Annotated in this window: 15 protein-coding genes; 2 read left to right on the top strand and 13 right to left on the bottom strand. The window is 40.0% G+C overall.

What is annotated here, in order from left to right; translation table 11 throughout:
• Window positions 1–36: 36 nt before the first annotated feature.
• The gene (locus ACLCDV_RS10105) at window positions 37–720 is read right to left on the bottom strand and encodes a response regulator transcription factor (protein WP_411973588.1); all 684 of its coding nucleotides are present in this window, start codon (window positions 718–720) and stop codon (window positions 37–39) included.
• The gene (locus ACLCDV_RS10100) at window positions 692–1,648 is read right to left on the bottom strand and encodes an ATP-binding protein (RefSeq protein ID WP_411973587.1); all 957 of its coding nucleotides are present in this window, start codon (window positions 1,646–1,648) and stop codon (window positions 692–694) included. Before ACLCDV_RS10100 ends, ACLCDV_RS10105 begins: the two co-directional genes overlap by 29 nt.
• Before the next feature lie 167 nt (window positions 1,649–1,815).
• Between ACLCDV_RS10100 and ACLCDV_RS10095 the strand changes: the two genes are divergently transcribed.
• Window positions 1,816–1,995 (top strand): hypothetical protein, encoded by a 180-nt coding sequence (locus tag ACLCDV_RS10095; RefSeq protein ID WP_411973586.1) that lies wholly within the window; start codon window positions 1,816–1,818, stop codon window positions 1,993–1,995.
• A gap of 9 nt (window positions 1,996–2,004) precedes the next feature.
• On the opposite strand, the gene ACLCDV_RS10090 is transcribed toward ACLCDV_RS10095, so the two are convergent.
• From ACLCDV_RS10090 to ACLCDV_RS10080, 3 genes are read right to left on the bottom strand one after another with little or no spacing between them, the layout of a single operon-like run.
• The gene (locus ACLCDV_RS10090) at window positions 2,005–2,250 is read right to left on the bottom strand and encodes a hypothetical protein (protein ID WP_411973585.1); all 246 of its coding nucleotides are present in this window, start codon (window positions 2,248–2,250) and stop codon (window positions 2,005–2,007) included.
• Window positions 2,238–2,546 carry a response regulator transcription factor gene (locus tag ACLCDV_RS10085; RefSeq protein ID WP_411973584.1) on the bottom strand — a complete coding sequence of 103 codons (309 nt, stop codon included), beginning with the start codon at window positions 2,544–2,546 and terminating at the stop codon, window positions 2,238–2,240. Before ACLCDV_RS10085 ends, ACLCDV_RS10090 begins: the two co-directional genes overlap by 13 nt.
• Entirely contained in the window at window positions 2,518–3,912 is a 1,395-nt protein-coding gene (locus tag ACLCDV_RS10080; protein WP_411973583.1) for a sensor histidine kinase, read from the bottom strand. The genes ACLCDV_RS10085 and ACLCDV_RS10080 overlap by 29 nt, the downstream gene beginning before the upstream one ends.
• Before the next feature lie 324 nt (window positions 3,913–4,236).
• On the opposite strand from ACLCDV_RS10080, the gene ACLCDV_RS10075 reads away from it, so the two are divergent.
• The gene (locus ACLCDV_RS10075; protein WP_411973582.1) at window positions 4,237–4,806 is read left to right on the top strand and encodes a TlpA family protein disulfide reductase; all 570 of its coding nucleotides are present in this window, start codon (window positions 4,237–4,239) and stop codon (window positions 4,804–4,806) included.
• Window positions 4,807–5,101: 295 nt separating this feature from the next.
• On the opposite strand, the gene ACLCDV_RS10070 is transcribed toward ACLCDV_RS10075, so the two are convergent.
• The 8 genes from ACLCDV_RS10070 to ACLCDV_RS10035 form a co-directional block, all read right to left on the bottom strand.
• Window positions 5,102–5,350 carry a transposase gene (locus tag ACLCDV_RS10070; RefSeq protein WP_411567682.1) on the bottom strand — a complete coding sequence of 83 codons (249 nt, stop codon included), beginning with the start codon at window positions 5,348–5,350 and terminating at the stop codon, window positions 5,102–5,104.
• Between the two features lie 152 nt (window positions 5,351–5,502).
• Window positions 5,503–6,342 (bottom strand): class I SAM-dependent methyltransferase, encoded by an 840-nt coding sequence (locus ACLCDV_RS10065; protein WP_411973581.1) that lies wholly within the window; start codon window positions 6,340–6,342, stop codon window positions 5,503–5,505.
• 177 nt (window positions 6,343–6,519) lie between these two features.
• A complete protein-coding gene (locus tag ACLCDV_RS10060; RefSeq protein WP_411973580.1) occupies window positions 6,520–7,440 on the bottom strand; it encodes a tetratricopeptide repeat protein in 921 nt (306 codons plus the stop codon).
• Window positions 7,441–7,582: 142 nt separating this feature from the next.
• Window positions 7,583–8,236, bottom strand: coding sequence for a DUF4919 domain-containing protein (locus tag ACLCDV_RS10055; protein WP_411973579.1), 654 nt, complete (start codon window positions 8,234–8,236; stop codon window positions 7,583–7,585).
• Between the two features lie 488 nt (window positions 8,237–8,724).
• A complete protein-coding gene (locus tag ACLCDV_RS10050; RefSeq protein WP_411973578.1) occupies window positions 8,725–11,169 on the bottom strand; it encodes a glycoside hydrolase family 2 TIM barrel-domain containing protein in 2,445 nt (814 codons plus the stop codon).
• Between the two features lie 4 nt (window positions 11,170–11,173).
• Entirely contained in the window at window positions 11,174–12,109 is a 936-nt protein-coding gene (locus ACLCDV_RS10045; protein WP_294350254.1) for a hypothetical protein, read from the bottom strand.
• 49 nt (window positions 12,110–12,158) lie between these two features.
• On the bottom strand, window positions 12,159–13,787 hold the full coding sequence (locus ACLCDV_RS10040) for a RagB/SusD family nutrient uptake outer membrane protein (RefSeq protein ID WP_294350255.1): 1,629 nt from the start codon (window positions 13,785–13,787) through the stop codon (window positions 12,159–12,161).
• A gap of 12 nt (window positions 13,788–13,799) precedes the next feature.
• Complete coding sequence (locus tag ACLCDV_RS10035; protein WP_411973577.1) at window positions 13,800–16,937, bottom strand: SusC/RagA family TonB-linked outer membrane protein; 3,138 nt, start codon at window positions 16,935–16,937, stop codon at window positions 13,800–13,802.

Genomic DNA, 16,937 nt, shown 5'->3' with positions numbered 1-16,937 from the left:
TTTTTTTAAATTTCTGTTTTATCTTACTCGCCTCATTTATGTTACATTTTCTGTAGTTATCATATATCCAAAACCATATATTGACTTTATTTTCATTCCAGGAATTTCCTTGACTAATTTTCTCAATCGTAATATTGAGCTATCTAACAGATTGTTCTTATCAGGATGATCATCATACCAAATATGATTCAAAATAATCGAACGGTTGACTATCTGGCCAATTCGCTCCAATAGAAACAAAAGCACTTTCGAATCTTTCTCTCTAACATCGTAACTTAAATCACCTATGGTTACAAGTTGCCCCTGAATAGTGATTGAATTAGTACCAATATTAAATTTTCTGACATCGCTAGGGATTAGCAATAGATTTTGGATTAACGATAATATTGCATAAGGGATAACAGGTTTCTTCATATAATTTATCGTACCTAATTGATACCCTCGGATTTGATTTTCTTCGCTAAATTCAGTACCAGTCATCATAATGATAGGAACATGGGAATTCTTAACTCTAATCTCCGAAATTACTGAAAATCCATCCATATTTGGTAATATCACATCCAACAATACAATATCCGGATTCTCTTTTGCAAAAAGCAACAGTCCATCTTCTCCTGAGCAAGCTACCTCCACCGACAATCCATGATTCTCAAAAAAATCTTTAAGAGGAATTGCTAAATTACTATCATCTTCAATAATCAGTACCTTCTTTACTTTCATCTTTAATTGGAAAAATAATACAAAATTCTGTTCCTTTACCTAAAACACTATTGACAATAACCATTCCCTGATGAGCCTCAACCAAGGTTTTGACATAAGTCAGCCCAAGGCCAAATCCAACTTTTTTCTGAACAATACTATTTTTACTTCTATAATACTTATTGAAAATATTCGGAATATCCTTATCAGAAATTCCAAATCCGTTATCGGATATACTGATATTTATACCCTTTTGATTTTCATAGACCACAATAGATATGTTAACGTGATCTTTCGAATACTTAATTGAATTTTCTATGATATTATCAATTACATTGGAAAAATGCAAAAAATCAACATACAGGTACGGGTAACAGTTCCTTATTTTGAGCTCAATGGTGACTTGTTTTTCTTTGGTACTATAATTATGTTGTATCAATTGCCGGAAAAACTCCTCTATTTCAATACTTTCTTTAGTAAGATCAATTCTTTCCCTGCTATTATTGGATAATTTTTGAACCCTGTCGATGTATAAGTTCAGCTTATTCAATTCAATGAGTATATTATCAGAATACTCCAAACCGGTTGGTTCGCTAAAATTAATTGGATTATTACTCGAATAATTATAAGGACTCTTGTTCGAAAAATATTCACTTAAGGGGCCCGGTATATTCCATTTGCCTATCGCAGGGTCATACATCCGTGCGTGATGATCATACAACCCCGTTTCATCCTGTATCTCCTTCTCTCCATAAAGATAATTATATTTTGTTCCCGAAACCAAATTACCTTCAACATAAGGAGCTGCATTACCGAATGCATAATAGTTATTGATCTGGGACATCGTATGAGCATTTGTTGCAGCATTCACAGCAAGCGTCATCAATGGACTCTCCGTTTGATTTTTAACATGATATAGATAATCAAATGCGGCTCCATTGGGTCTCACTTCTCCATCGGAAAATTGGAACAGCTTCAGACTTTTTGCTCCCGTTCCTATTGAAGAATATTCAGCCCCTCCGGCATAATAAGTATTGGTTGTAGTAGTACCAACCGTAAAATATTTACTCAGCTTTCCACCTGTCGCGTCATAGGCATATATTAAAACTGGCGAAGGTGTTTAATGTAAGCGTAGATTACATTATCGGAAAGGGTGAACTAGCTACCCTGGACAAGGATTTATTAAAACGTATCGAGGATATTGAAAAACTGGACGAAGTCACTAAGCAATACCTGTTTTTCCTCATTGATAACGTTATCCAGAACAATAAGACTAAGAAAGCCTTTAATAAATGAAAAAGCCCGCTATTGCGGGCTTTGCTCTTGTAATTTTTGTATTGCTGATTTTATTTCTTCTTCCAATCTATCATCACCATAATAACTAGGTTCTTTTTTTCGCCATTCTTCATTAGGTTCATAAAAATCTAAATCGTAAGCCAGTTCTGAAAGTATTTCATTTGCATTTTCATCGTTCCATATTAGTTCCTGGAACTGTTTGATTAGGCTACTGCGATTATTTTTATCTTTTAATATTTGTTCTAATATTTCCATTCTATTGAGGTATAAAACGTGGTTTGATTTTCTTCGCTAAATTCGGTACCAGTAATCATAATGATAGGAACATGGGAATTCTTAACTCTAATCTCCGAAATTACTGAAAATCCATCCATATTTGGCAATATCACATCCAACAATACAATATCCGGATTCTCTTTTGCAAAAAGCAACAGTCCATCTTCTCCTGAGCAAGCTACCTCCACCGACAATCCATGATTCTCAAAAAAATCTTTAAGAGGAATTGCTAAATTACTATCATCTTCAATAATCAGTATCTTCTTTACTTTCATCTTTAATTGGAAAAATAATACAAAATTCTGTTCCTTTACCTAAAACACTATTGACAATAACCATTCCCTGATGAGCCTCAACCAAGGTTTTGACATAAGTCAGCCCAAGGCCAAATCCAACTTTTTTCTGAACAATACTATTTTTACTTCTATAATACTTATTGAAAATATTCGGAATATCCTTATCAGAAATTCCAAATCCGTTATCGGATATACTGATATTTATACCCTTTTGATTTCCATAGACCACAATAGATATGTTAACGTGATCTTTCGAATACTTAATTGAATTTTCTATGATATTATCAATTACATTGGAAAAATGCAAAAAATCAACATACAGGTACGGGTGACAGTTCCTTATTTCGAGCTCAATGGTGACTTGTTTTTCTTTGGTACTATAATTATGTTGTATCAATTGCCGGAAAAACTCCTCTATTTCAATACTTTCTTTAGTAAGATCAATTCTTTCCCTGCTATTATTGGATAATTTTTGAACCCTGTCGATGTATAAGTTCAGCTTATTCAATTCTATGAGTATATTATCAGAATACTCTAATACTTTATGATTCTCCAGCTTTCTGATAAAATGAGGTATTAATGAGGCATGAGCTACTGCACTTGAAATTGGCCGCTTAAATTCATGGGTCATTGCACTTATTGTATCCTGTCTCATTTCTTCCATTCTTTCCTTCCAAAAAAGACTTTTCACGATAGCAAAGAGGAAAAAACAACACACAGCAATCAATCCCAGGGAAAGAAACAATTGAAAGGCCATCATGTTCAGAATTGCTAAGACATTGCTAAAAACATATCCTCTCACTCCCATTGAATTCATGATATCTATCGAAAGCAAATCTGAGGACACAAACTCCTTATTGCCAACTCTCTTTGGCATGGATTTACCCAAAATCTTATTAGTTTTTAGATCCAGTAATTCGACGTAGGAATCTGAAACAGGTAATTTTCGCAATTTCAGTTCATCTTTAAACAATTGGTCAAGACGTTCTGTGCTTAAAGGTAAAATGTCCTTTAACAAAAATTGAAATAATTTTTTTTCAGAATTTGGATCCTGTCTATCGATGGTCACCTGAAAAGTGGTATCTTCTGCCCTTACTGTTTTGGTAATATATCTGGTAGTATCTGTATTATTAACAAACGGAACAGAAACAATGGTGCCACCAAGACTCTCGTGCCTTTCAGAAACTTCTTTTAGAACTGCTTCTTCAACAGACCTGTTTACACCAATTGACAACTGAGATTCATATGTTTCATACATATTGTAAACCCACATTCCCTGACCTATCCCAATGAATAGTAGAATTATTCCAAGACAGATTTTTAACTCTTTATAATCTAAATTCATAACCTCCTTAAAGGCCCCCCATTATTATATTTTTATTATGGATAGACTGTATTCTTTATTTTAAAGTACAACTTTTCAGAAACAAACAAAAAAGAATTGAGAAAGAATTCATTCAACCGTTTTTTTGGTGATTAAGTATAAGATTCCTTCTTTTGAAGCGGGTTAAAAAATAGGTTTTGCGTCAACAAAACCAAAGAAGTACAGTTAAATTATGAAAGGAGGACAACAAAAATATATTAGATAATAAAGTTTTTTAAATATACGCTGTTGAAAGGATATATACAGCAAAGAGAATAATTAGGTAAATCAATTAAATTAGAAAAAATGAAAAATAAAATTATTGGCACTACTACAATGAAAAAATATCTAACTTCCTTATTCCTCTTCATGTTAATACTAGGAAAGCTACATGGACAGACAGACTTTACGAAACCTGAAGATACACTCACCATTTTGGAGCATCCCTCATCGTTTAGTGATTTGATTAAGCAGTTTAAAGGGAAGGTTATTTATATAGATATCATGGCCTCATGGTGCAAACCATGTATTCAGGAACTTAAAATTTCTAAAGGACTTGATAAGTTTTTCGCTAAGGAAAATATAGTCAAACTTTATATTAGTATCGACAATTTTGGACAGACAGATAAAGCGATAGAAATTCTAAAAACCGAGAACATCAAAGGATATTTTGTAACATACCAGGCTCCGGACGGAAAACCTAATCAATTTGCAACGGATTTGGAAAACCTACTTTTATTCGACAACAAAAAACAATTTAGAGGTATACCCATTTATGCAATAGTTGATAAACAAGGAACACTGATTACTAATGATGCAAAAAGACCAAGTTCCGGAGAAGAACTTAAAAAACAGTTGCAAAAGACAAATAATTAGCACAATTAACCAGAGCAACCTAGCTTTTTTACTTTTTCATATCTCATCTTCAAACAATACTGCAAAGATAAAGCATACTTTGGAAAAAGATGATTCAACATCATATTCGCCTGTTTATGACATAAATATGAGTTAACAAAAAGCTAAAGTTATTGATTATAATAAAAAATACATCTGGAATAACTAGTATAAATTTTTGCTATCTTGTTGTTTAACATGAGAAAAGTATTATTTACCCTAATTTCTTGTTGCGGGAGTGTAAACTGAACTGTGTCATTGGATAATTAACCAAAATCTAAAAGCCTCTATCAAGTTTGAGCCTATCCCCAAATTTAATGTAAAGTTGGGATATGGTCAAGCCGCAGTTATGCACTGGCATTGTCCACTTTTTAGAGATGTCCTTTATTATAAGAAACATCAGCTTCATAAGAGCCTGCTCAGAACTGAATGCACCTTTAGACTTCCTTATTTTTCGGATCTGACGGTGCATTCCTTCAATAGGATTAGTCTCTCTGGATCTCAAGATCTGGCTTATTGAGCTCATTTACTTTTTATTAATAACTGCAGGAGGGTACTCCTCCCGCAATTATTCTTCTTCGAACACAATAATATTCCCCGTTATACCCCCCAATATGCCCTACACGCAGCGAAGAATGATCCGCAACTGCCAGCAGTCTATATGACTGTTAGTTTTTATTATGTTTTTGCAACCAAGAAGAATTCGCCACTTGCGGGAACAAGATTGTCTGTTCTGCCCTTGAAATATTTTTCTATCATATCTTTTGTTGAAACGGTTTGGATTTCTTTCAAACCTATTTCGCCTGCAAGTTTTACAATGTCTTCAACACTGAAAAAACTTACAAATGGCGTTCCCGAAGCTGCTGCACCTTTCATTGCTATTTCTTGCATTGGTTTATCTTCTTCATCAAGTTGCTCCAACGGTAAATAAAATGCTATTGCAATCGTCGAACCCGAAGCAAGCAAAGTCATTTTTTTCAATGTGTCTGTAATTGCTTTTTTTGTCAAGTAAAGTGTGACGCCTGTGCAAGAAACAACGGCTTTCTTGTTCGTATCAAAACCTTTTTTTAAAAGCCCAGTCCACCACGACGTAGTTTCGAAGTCCACAGGAACGAAATGTAAATTGTCGGGAATTTTATAAGCATTTTCAATTAATTTCTCCTCTTTCCAAATCAAGGTATCGGATTGGTCAATCTCATAAATGTCAACCTGCGAACTAATTTCGGCATTTCTTTGAGCAAAACTGTCCAATCCTGCACCAAGCACAACATATTGTTTTATTCCGTTCTCAATTTCAGTTTTTGCAACATCTTCAACAAATCGCGCACGAGCAACAATAGAAGCACGAAGTCGTTCGGTATATTTCATATCAGGGCGTTCTTGCCATTCTGCCTCGGGTTTGATTAAGTTATATCCAATTTTGTCGTCAATCACATAAGGTTTTTCGTCTATCAAAACGTGTAACGCTCTCCACAAAGCTGTTCGTACTGCTGTATTGTCTGGTTGTCTTGTTTTCATAATTTTCGTTCTATGCCAGTATCTGTAACAATGACCGCTAACAGTTTGGATATATTGCCGAAGGCAGTGATTTTAGCTCTAAAATTCAATCAAAGGACGAACGCTAAATCATGTATAAACGCCCTATCTACACCTTTCAACCCCATCTTTGGCAATACCTTGCTATGGGTTGTTTTTCTATTTGCAGTATTCATTAATTCGTTCTTTTGCATATTCTGCTCCGTTGTCAAGTGCTCTATTCCAATTTTCGCAAGCTCTCCTTTTGTCTCTTAAATTGAAATACGTGTTTCCTAAATTGAAGTATGCTTGTTGTTTTGCCTCCTGCCCCAGTTTGTCAAGTTTCAAAATTGTTTCGTAGTCAGCAATTGCACCCTGATAATCTCCATTTTGGTCTTTAAGTCCACCACGATTTATTAAAGCACTTACAAATTTTGGTGCAATTTCTAATGCTTTGTCGTAGTCTTTAAGTGCCGATTTCCAGATGTACAGCTCGTTTTTCACGATAGCTCTTGAATAGTAAGCATTTGGGTCTGTTGGGTCAATTTGGATTGCAAAGTTCCAATTAAATATTGCGCCGCTTAAATCTCCATTGTTATAACATGCTAAACCTTTGTCAAAATAATAGTCCGCATTTGTTGTGTCAATGACTGGAAATTTTTGTTCCTTCGGGTCAAATGGTCCACCATAAGCGTCAAGTTTTGCGTCAAATTCAAAACCTCTTTTATACATATCCAAACCCCAAAAAAGTAAGTTGTCGGCTGTCATTGGAATTTCATTGGTCTCACCGTTTAATTCCCAGAGTTTTTCGTATTTTTTAACTTCTAGAACGGTATAGGGATAATGTACCTTGATAAATTCTCCAAGTTTTTGTAAGTTCTCTTTTTTGTCTGAGATAAAAGTAAAATCCATTTTTGTCATGCAGTTGTCTTTAAGACCACTCTTGACCATATTAGTAAAAACGTCTTCGGCAGAAACTATTTCTTTGCTATATCCCTTAACAAAATCGTCCCAAGTGAAGAATGTCTGTTCCATTTTCTTTTGTCCGTAGACTGTGAAGATTGTTAGTAAAAGTAATAGTGTCAATATCTTATTTCTCATTCGGGGGGTCGGTTTTAAAATTGTCCATAATGTTTCACCGTTTTGTATGACCGGTCTGAATTACCGCCAATTATCAAATATACTCAATCAAAGTAATTCAGCGCCCTTTTGCCAATTCAACGTTAGCGCTAGTTTTCTTGAATTAGTTATACTTATAGTTCCAACTGTCTTCAAAGTAAATTTTCTCCTTTCCATTTTCCCAGACACTAAAAATTCTACCATTTGAAGTTTCAAACGATTCTTTATCTCCCTTAAATCCTAAAATTCCATTTACCCACAAATCGTCTTCGACATTTGCTATTTTTATAGCAGTTTCTTTCGTTTTTCCGTCTCCAGTCTCAAAAATTGTTTCTAAAACCATTTTTAATCTTGCACCTAAATAATTGTTATCTGTTGTCCCCTTTTTTTGTTGACAACCACAGACAGGAATTAATGTGGAGAGTTCTACAGGATTTTTCGCCAAATTTGAGTAGCCCAATTTCAATATTTTAGAACAGTTATTTTTTATAACCGCTTTTCTGAAATTATCCTCGTTTGGATTGTCTAAAAAAGCGAGCCCACTTCCTTTTTTATATATTTGACCGTAGTACAAAAATTTAATTTCTTCACTTGATATTTTTTCAGGTTCAGTTGTTATTTTATTTAATAAATTAGGATAGAAATACTGTGAAGATGGATTTTCTATTTCTGTTTTAATTCTTTCTTCGAATTCGTATGAAATTTGATTTTTTTGAGCATATAAAAGCGTATTCAAAAACATCAATATTAGCATTAGATTTAGTGTTTTTATTTTCATGTGGACAGTTTTTAAAATGATCGCGAAGACTCCAGACACAATACGGTTCATATTAAATAGAATCTTTTGAAGATCAGTAAATCTTTCCGTTTTTTTAATAATTCTTGATCCGATAGTTCGCTTAATTCTTTTTCTTTCATGATTCTTTTTCTTTCATGCTATTTTTACTTTAGGTCCAAGGACAAAATACTTAATAATACCTTGTAAATTTCCTTATTTTGTCGGCGATACAGGTATCATGTGCTAATAATGGTTTCTGATCAAATATAAATATCTTCACGAAGATTTATCAAATTATTTCCTTTTTCAGGATATATCGTACTTACCACAGTCTTTTTATCGATATTAATGATAATAATGGAGAAACGAAGTTTTTAACAGATTGCGGATAACACACGATACAACAAAAAGGCAAGGTCCTACCATGGTAAGACCTTGTTCGTATTAGTAAAAAAACATGCAAATCCAGCGCAGACCAGAGCCAAGAACTAATTGGCTTCAAGTTGAATAACCCCCGAAATTAGTCCTTCACTTTTTGCCCTTACCCGTATTTTACCTTTGTTTTTACTCGTGACAATCGCCAAGGCTTTACCATGAAAAGCATTGCGTGAAGCTGATTGGAAGCTTGTCAGATCCGTCGTATTGCCATTGTCTGTCGCCACAATTTTTGCAGCATCTCCCTCCACCTCAAATTCGATTTTATCGTCTGCATCAGGAACAATCGTACCAAACTCGTCCACGATATAGGCATGCACAAAGGCAAGTTCTTTGTTTGCCGAATTGAAAGTCACGTTTTCTGCAGACAATTGTATACGATGCGCTCTCCCTGCTGTACGAATCGTTTTACTTAACAGTTTCTTGCCACCTTGAAATGATATAACTTCAATCTCCCCTGGTTCAAATTCAACGGCCTTAAATACAAGGTCGTACCGGTCTGGGGCTTTGGACTGCTCCCCTATCTTTTTACCGTTCAGATAAAGCTCCACCCGGTCAGCCTGATTAAAATACACGACGATATCTACCCGGTCACCTTGCATCCAATTCCAATGAGGCAATACATGTAAGACCGGCTTTTCTGTCCATACGCTTTGATACAGATAGTAGACATCTTTCGGAAACCCAGCTAGATCCACAATACCAAAGTACGAACTTCGTGCCGGCCAGGTATACGGTGTGGGTTCGCCAAGATAATCAAATCCCGTCCATACATACATCCCAGCAATATGGTCATACCTTTCCATCAACCTCAAGCTTGTCTGATGATTTGAACCCCATGGTGTGAATACATTGTCGTAAGCCGATATGTTCCTGTCTTCATTCCCGCCAGAAAAAGGAATATCCCATCGTTCAGGCCACATGCGACTAGAATCATAAGGGACCAAATCATACGTTCCGCGGCTTTCCAACGCCGAGGTGCTTTCCGTTACGATAAACTTCTTTCCGGGATGGTCCTGTGGGAAGCTTGCCCATTTCTTATGGTTATAGTTGTAGCCAATCAGATCTACCGCCGAACTCATCAGCACCGGATTTGCTTTGGAGAGCTCATTATTGGCAATGGTGGTCGGACGTGTGCCATCCAGACTATCGACGATTGCGGCCAGCGCGATCGGAATGGCTGTACCATCAGCTTTGGAATGCCATTGCTCCTGCGCTTCATTGCCCAGGCACCAGATAAACAGCGACGGATGATTCCGGTCCCTTTTGACATGGTCAACAAAGTCCCGCTTGTACCATTCGTCCCAATATAAATGATAGTCATAGGGATTTTTATACCCTTTCCAGACATCGAAAGTTTCGCTCATCACGACAAAACCCAAGCTGTCGCAAAGGTCCAAAAACGCTGGAGCCGTAGGGTTGTGTGAGGTGCGTATCCCATTGACCCCCATTGCTTTCATGATGCGGAGCTGACGTAATGCTGCCGACGTATTGAATGCCATGCCCAAAGCGCCGAGATCACTATGTAAACAGACACCCCGGATTTTAAGCTGCCGCCCATTCAGTATAAAGCCCTGTTGCTGATCGAAGCTAAAATTGCGTAAGCCAAATTTCGTAAGCTGTTCATCCACAACCCGACCATCAACAATAAGTTTAATTTTTGCCGTATATTGATAGGGATTTTCAATATCCCATAAGACGGGATTTTCGAGGACTATCTGCTGAGCGATGGAGTGCTGACCTGCTTTGACAGCGCTCAACGTGGTACGTTTGCTTGCGACAACAGCACCTTGAGCCGAAAGAACCGCTGTCAGTAGCGTAATCTTTTTTGGTTCCTCAAGGTTATGCTCAATTTCCAGGGAGAGATCCACGACAGCACGTTTCTCACTGAGCTGCCCAGCTCTTATGAAGGTGCTGTTCGTTCCTACGCTGACTGGATTCCGGCTGATTAATTTGACATCCCGATAGATCCCCGACCCCGAATAGAAACGCGAGTTGGGCTGATTCTTATTGTTTACTTTTACTGAAAGCAGGTTTTCCCTACCATCCCAGTATAAATAAGGGGAAAGCTCATATTCAAATCCGATATAACCATTGGGTCTTTTTCCTAAGAAATGCCCATTGATCCAGACTTCACTGTTTTCGTATACACCTTCGAATGCAATAAATATCTGTTGCCCTTGCTCAGCCTGAGCCAACTTAAACGTTTTTTGATACCAACCTACGCCACCATCGAGGTAAGCAGCCCCGCTACCTGCGGGGCTGTTTTCTCTAAATGGCATTTCGATACTCCAGTCATGTGGTAGATCGAGCTTTCGCCAGCCCTCTCCTTTTCGTCCATTGCTATATTGCTGGCTGCTTTCCAGTTTAAACCACCAGCCCCCATTAAAATCAATAACCTTTCTGGACTGTCCACTTAAGGAGCCCGCAATCACCACTAACAGGAAGAGCAGGATCATCATTCGGCTATATCCGGTGTGAAATAGTCGCTTCAACATAGGCTTATTTAGTCTTATTGGTATCCGAGGCATTTTCGGTCAAACTCTCCTTGTAGGCCTTGCTGATAAAATTGAAGGTCAGCATAGCTGCTCCGTCGTTCGAAAGCACGGGATCCCGCAATACCGCCAGTTGCATCGTATTCTCGGTCAGTGACATAATACGGACATCGCCCCAGTCTACAACGATCCCATCTTGTGGCTTTCCATGTAAAGGCGAAGCCCCGGTCATACGGATGGTTTTCTTTTCGGTATCGATATTAAAAGTCCCCTTCTGAACTTTCCCCAGCATAGCATGATTCACGTTGATGTTTGCACCGCCTTTCAGATCAAAAGTCATACTTCCATAATCACCGGCAGGCATAAGCCAGCTATTGCCTTTCCAATCGGGTTCCCAGCTCCAGCTATCGCTATTTAAAGGCGCGGCTGTTTTATTGATGCTTCCCCACCAGTCACCGGTGCCGTAAAAATACATTGGACCTTTAAAGTAGCGGGAAATGCCCTCAGCATCCAGATCGAGGTACCATGTTTTCTCTTCCCCTGCCCCGCCCGTCAATAAGGTCCAGGTCTCGTCACTGATAAACTCGGCATACATCTGATCGATTTTAAATGTCACTGGATCGCCGTAGACGATGCCACCACGCGTCTCGACACCAAATTTAACGGTGTACTCACCGGGAAAAGGCATTTTCAGGGTTACCTTTTTCTCCTGACTCCGTCCTTGTGGATGCTCCCACAATGGGGTGTATTTTGAATCCATCAAGCTGGTTAAATACACAATATTGGGATTACTGGCGTCATGTTCAACGGTAAAGGCCTTTCCCTTCTCCAACTGCGCCGAAGTGACATCAATTTCTCCCAGCGTATAATTCTCGGGAGAACAAGCTCCAAAGAGTACCATCGCCGCAAAAAAGCAGATGGCATATGTGAATATCTTTTTCATGTTTGTCTAGTTATAATTCAACCAATAGTAAGTCCTGGTATACCTGTGTTTAGTTCCATCCAGCATTTTGTTTCAGTACACCATTGGATAAGGTAATCTGCTTGTTGGGTATTTGCATAAATCCTTTCGTTGTCAAAAAACGCTCTTTAGTCACAGTGACCTTCTCCGGCACAGATCCACTGAGCACATCTTCGGTTGTTTCCAGTGTAGCGGCTGCGTTATTCAGCCCCTGCCGCAATACATCCCAATAGCGGATACCTTCAAACGCAAATTCAAATTTTCTTTCCTTCAGAATATTGTTTTTTGAAACTGCTAGCGGCACAAAATTGGTCTTATACGCTCTTTTCCTTACCTCGTCAAAGTATTTCTGTGCGTTTGCGGAACCGAGTTCTGCCGCCATAAGCAAGACATCAGCGTAGCGGATGACAAAGTAATCCTGGTCCTGGGACAGTTGCATATCCTTATCCCCGCCTGTATTGGTGGTGCCGTCCGGCAATGCCGTGGGGGCGTATTTTTTGATGGTGTAACCTGTATACTCACGCTGGTCTTTCAGGTCAAATCCCGTGATATTCTCGCCATCGATATCAATAATTGAGGCAGTTTTGCGTGTATCCATGTTGTCAAACTCATTGAAGAACTTTTTGCTTACCGTACATGCCCCCCATCCTTGGCCATAAGGCGACCAATTTTTACCACGCAAGCCCAGAAAGACGACCCAGCGGTTGCCATCAACATAACCGTTGTAGTTCGATGTATTGTTGAATTTCTGTGCAAATACAACCTCAGCATTTCCCTTACCGGCATATTTGGAAATATCTAGCGTATTATTGCTTGCATTGGGGATATAACTCGCTGCCGGCCACAGATTTTTGAAATCTGCCACCAGCGCAAACTGGCCGCTGCTGATCACTTCTTCCAGTCCCGCCAGGGCTTCGGCCTTGGAGACACCGATATCTTCACTGCCATAATAGCCTGCATAAAATAGATAAACACGGGCCAGTAGCGCTTTGGCAGCAAATGGAGTTGCCCGACCATCATTGGTTGCCGCAGCTGACTTGGGATAAGCTGTTGCTGGGATATTGGCGGCCGCAAATTTAAGGTCTGAAACAATCAGTTGATAAATCGCTTTGGGGTCCGACTGTGGAATATTCTCATTGGTCGGGCTCGTTAGCAAAGGGATGTTTTCGAATAGACGGACGAGATCAAAGTACATGGTGGCCCGCAGGAATTTCGTTTCCCCTTCGATACGTGCCCGCGCTGTTGTGTTGCCTGAAAAATCAGTACCGTCCAATTTTCCCAAAAGGGTATTGCAGCGAAAAATTCCCGCGTAGTAATCAGACCAGGTACCATCAAAGATATTATTGTCCGATTGGGACTGCGCAATATCAAAACGGTCTATTGCCTGAAATGAGCGACCGTCTGTTGTACCTGTTCCGCCAAAACAATTGTCGGCGGCCACCTCTGCTGTCAGATAGAAAGACTGGCTCCCATTGGAGGTCGTCCGTTGATAACCATCATAACAGCCGACCAGAGCCATGTCAGCATCGGCTACGGTTTTATAAAAATTGCTTTCCAAAACGCTTGTCATCGGTTCGACATCCAAAAAACTGGATGAACATGATCCTAAGATTAAGGATCCAAATAACATGGAATGATAGATATAGCTCGTTTTTTTCATGATTTCTTGTGTTTAGAATTTAACATTTAGGCCAAATAATACAGTCCTTGGTCTTGGATAGTAACCGAGGTCGATACCCGATACCCAACCATCTGTTCCATAGCCGATCTCGGGATCCATCCCATCATATTTGGTGAACGTGAACAGATTTTGACCTTGTACGTAGAAGCGGATCTGATTAGCATACTTCCATTTGATCAGCTTCGACAGATCATAACCTAAGGTCACATTGCTGATCCGAAGAAAGTCTCCATCCTGAATATAAAGGTCTGAAAACTGCCAATTGACATTAGTTTCCGTAACACGGGGGATCGTACTGGAAGTACCTTCTCCGGTCCATCGGTCTAATATTCGTGTGGTATAGTTTGCTTGTTTATTGGCATGATTGCGGTAAGACTGTACAATTTTGTTTCCAAGGGAACCATAGGCATTCACCGAGAAATCAAATCCCTTATAATCCAGTCCAATATTAAATCCATAGGTAAAATTAGGCATGCCCACGCCCAAATTTGTCTTATCCGAGGCATTGATAATACCATCGTTATTCTGATCTACATATTTCACATCGCCCGGTTTTACATCCGCTTGAAGGATACCTTTTCCAGCGGTTTTCCAGGCGTCGATCTCGGCTTGGTTCTGGAATAGACCGTCTGTTTTATACCCCCAGAAGTAGCCAATGGGTAGGCCGTTTGCGGCGCGGTAAAATTCTTCCGAGTTATCGTATAACATGGCTGTCTGTCCGTGGATAATACCATCTTCAGTTGGTATCTGTCCCACCTTATTTTTGTTATAGGCACCATTTACCCCAAGACGATACTTGACTTCATTGATCTTATCCGCCCAATTTAGTCCCAGTTCCACCCCTGTATTCTTCACGTCACCGCCATTGATAAAAGGGGGCAACGTTCCAGTTGTCGCCAAAACAGGCGCTGTAACCAGCCAGTTTTTCGTCTTTTTGACATAAAAGTCGGCAACAACATCAAGACGGCTGTTCGCAAATTTGGCATCAAATCCGATATTGGTCTGTTCGGAAGTTTCCCAGGTCAGATTCGGATTGGACAAGCGGCTCGGATAGGCCCCAGCGATATTATTGTTGCTCGTTCCAAAAACATAATGTGCGCCGGGGTTGGACGATGTAATGCCTGTTGAGGTACTGATGGGTGCCGCATATTGAAAATCAGCGATATCCTGATTACCCACTTGCCCCCATGAAGCACGGAGTTTAAAGAAGTTTACAGCCGCTAAATGTTCTTTAAAAAACTCTTCCGAAGAAATTACCCAGCCTGCCGACACCGAAGGGAAATATCCCCAGCGGTTGCTGCGCGAAAATTTAGAGGATCCATCTGCACGCAATGTCGCATTCAACAGATACTTTTCCTTATAATTGTAACCCAGCCGTCCAAAGTACGAGACTCTACGGGTGATGTTCTCAGGCTTTCCAGACACCGTACGCGTTTCGACGACGTTTCCTTTTTCATCCAGGTGCGCCTGGCCTGTGGTATTGTCCAGGTAAGCATGTGCAAAATCATTGAACTGCGAAAGTAGATTCCAGTTGGACCCAGAAAGGTAAGTTCCCTGGTAACGTAGCGATTCCATACCGACCATGGCCGAAAAACGATGATCCGTATGGATATCAAAGTCATAGGAAGCGGTATTTGTCCAGGTCAGCGTATGACCTTTGCTCATGTTCTGTGAGGTTGTTGTATGATCTTGGTTGTAGGTGTAGATGGAGAAGCGGTATAAGGGCGTAAAACTTCTGTACTCTGAAGCATAATAGTTGAATCCCAGCAATGAGCGGACCTTTAGGCCTTTGATCGGTTCGATTTCCGCAAAGATATCGGCCAATAATTTTTGGCCATCATTGGCGTTGTTCGAATTGGTCATCATCACCCCATATGGATTGCTGTCCCCATTGTACCAAGGTGAATTGGAGGTATCATTGAAAGGACTTCCGTACAAACCGTTGTCTGAATACACCGGTGACAAAGGCGAAGTGGCAAACGCACCACGCAGCGTATTGCTGTACTGATTGCCCACACTGATGCCTCGATTTTTGATGTAGTTAAAGTTGAGGTGCTGACCTATTTTCACAAAATTATCAAAGAGTTTATGTTCCGAATTCGTACGGAAACCATAACGCTGATAGTTGGAAACGTCTTTACCACCGACAATCCCCTCCTGACCAATATAGTTCATCGATAAGGCGTAGGTGGATTTTTCATTGCCGCCGGTCAGGGCAACATTGTAATTGTCCATTTTTGCATTATCCTTAAACATGTAATCCATCCAATTGGTATTGGCCAGACCGTCCATGCCGTTAAAATCAATCAGCGCGGCCCCCGAATTCAGCGATTGCTCATTCATGATCAGCTTGTACTGATCTGCATCCAGCAATTTTGCTTTACGCGAAACGTTCTGAATGCCCGTATAGCCATCAAATGACAGCACATTTTTGCCCGCAGTCCCCATTTTGGTGGAGACCAGGATAACCCCATTGGCAGCCTGCGAACCATAGATGGCGGCCGAAGCTGCGTCTTTCAGTACGTCGATAGATTGGATATCGGCCGCATTCAAGACCGAAATATCCCCTCCCGGAACGCCGTCGATGACGTACAAGGGGCCCGAATTACCGATTGTTCCCAGCCCGCGGACGACGACCTTCATATCTGCTCCCGGCTGACCGGAAGTTGATGTAATGGATACGCCCGGTGCCTGTCCCTGAAGCGACTGCAGCGGGTTCAATTGATTGCGTTTCTGCAGTTCTTCACCCTCCACCTTCAAATTGGCACCTGTATTCAGTTTTTTCTTTTGTACACCGTAGCCAATGACCACCACCTCTTCGAGATCGGAAGCTTGCGGCTGTAGGCGGATCACCATATTGGGACCCGTAATTTTAACTTCCTCCGTTTTGTACCCTACGTAAGTAATGGTCAATACCGTCCCTGTGCTGGCTGCAATAGAAAACTTGCCCGATTCATCGCTGCTCGTTGAAACCTTCTGATTCTTTACGCTGATACTCGCGCCCCCGATCGGCAATCCTGAATCAGCCGAAACAATCGATCCGGTGAAGGATTGTGCCCAGACCAAAGAGGTCACGCTGGTCATGACAACGACTGCCATGCCCCTGCTCAACAATTGTTTGCTTATCAT

Source organism: Sphingobacterium sp. Lzh-3, assembly GCF_046764375.1.
Taxonomy (GTDB): domain Bacteria; phylum Bacteroidota; class Bacteroidia; order Sphingobacteriales; family Sphingobacteriaceae; genus Sphingobacterium.
Note: the sequence above shows the minus strand (reverse complement) of the source record. Positions and strands in the feature narration are given on the sequence as shown.

What these genes read in the sequence shown, in the direction of transcription:
- ACLCDV_RS10105 (WP_411973588.1), bottom strand. Translation starts at nt 720, where the DNA reads ATGAAAGTAAAGAAGGTACTGATTATTGAAGATGATAGTAATTTAGCA.
- ACLCDV_RS10090 (WP_411973585.1), bottom strand. Translation starts at nt 2,250, where the DNA reads ATGGAAATATTAGAACAAATATTAAAAGATAAAAATAATCGCAGTAGC.
- ACLCDV_RS10085 (WP_411973584.1), bottom strand. Translation starts at nt 2,546, where the DNA reads ATGAAAGTAAAGAAGATACTGATTATTGAAGATGATAGTAATTTAGCA.
- ACLCDV_RS10080 (WP_411973583.1), bottom strand. Translation starts at nt 3,912, where the DNA reads ATGAATTTAGATTATAAAGAGTTAAAAATCTGTCTTGGAATAATTCTA.
- ACLCDV_RS10075 (WP_411973582.1), top strand. Translation starts at nt 4,237, where the DNA reads ATGAAAAATAAAATTATTGGCACTACTACAATGAAAAAATATCTAACT.
- ACLCDV_RS10070 (WP_411567682.1), bottom strand. Translation starts at nt 5,350, where the DNA reads ATGAGCTCAATAAGCCAGATCTTGAGATCCAGAGAGACTAATCCTATT.
- ACLCDV_RS10065 (WP_411973581.1), bottom strand. Translation starts at nt 6,342, where the DNA reads ATGAAAACAAGACAACCAGACAATACAGCAGTACGAACAGCTTTGTGG.
- ACLCDV_RS10060 (WP_411973580.1), bottom strand. Translation starts at nt 7,440, where the DNA reads ATGAGAAATAAGATATTGACACTATTACTTTTACTAACAATCTTCACA.
- ACLCDV_RS10055 (WP_411973579.1), bottom strand. Translation starts at nt 8,236, where the DNA reads ATGAAAATAAAAACACTAAATCTAATGCTAATATTGATGTTTTTGAAT.
- ACLCDV_RS10050 (WP_411973578.1), bottom strand. Translation starts at nt 11,169, where the DNA reads ATGTTGAAGCGACTATTTCACACCGGATATAGCCGAATGATGATCCTG.
- ACLCDV_RS10045 (WP_294350254.1), bottom strand. Translation starts at nt 12,109, where the DNA reads ATGAAAAAGATATTCACATATGCCATCTGCTTTTTTGCGGCGATGGTA.
- ACLCDV_RS10040 (WP_294350255.1), bottom strand. Translation starts at nt 13,787, where the DNA reads ATGAAAAAAACGAGCTATATCTATCATTCCATGTTATTTGGATCCTTA.
- ACLCDV_RS10035 (WP_411973577.1), bottom strand. Translation starts at nt 16,937, where the DNA reads ATGATAAGCAAACAATTGTTGAGCAGGGGCATGGCAGTCGTTGTCATG.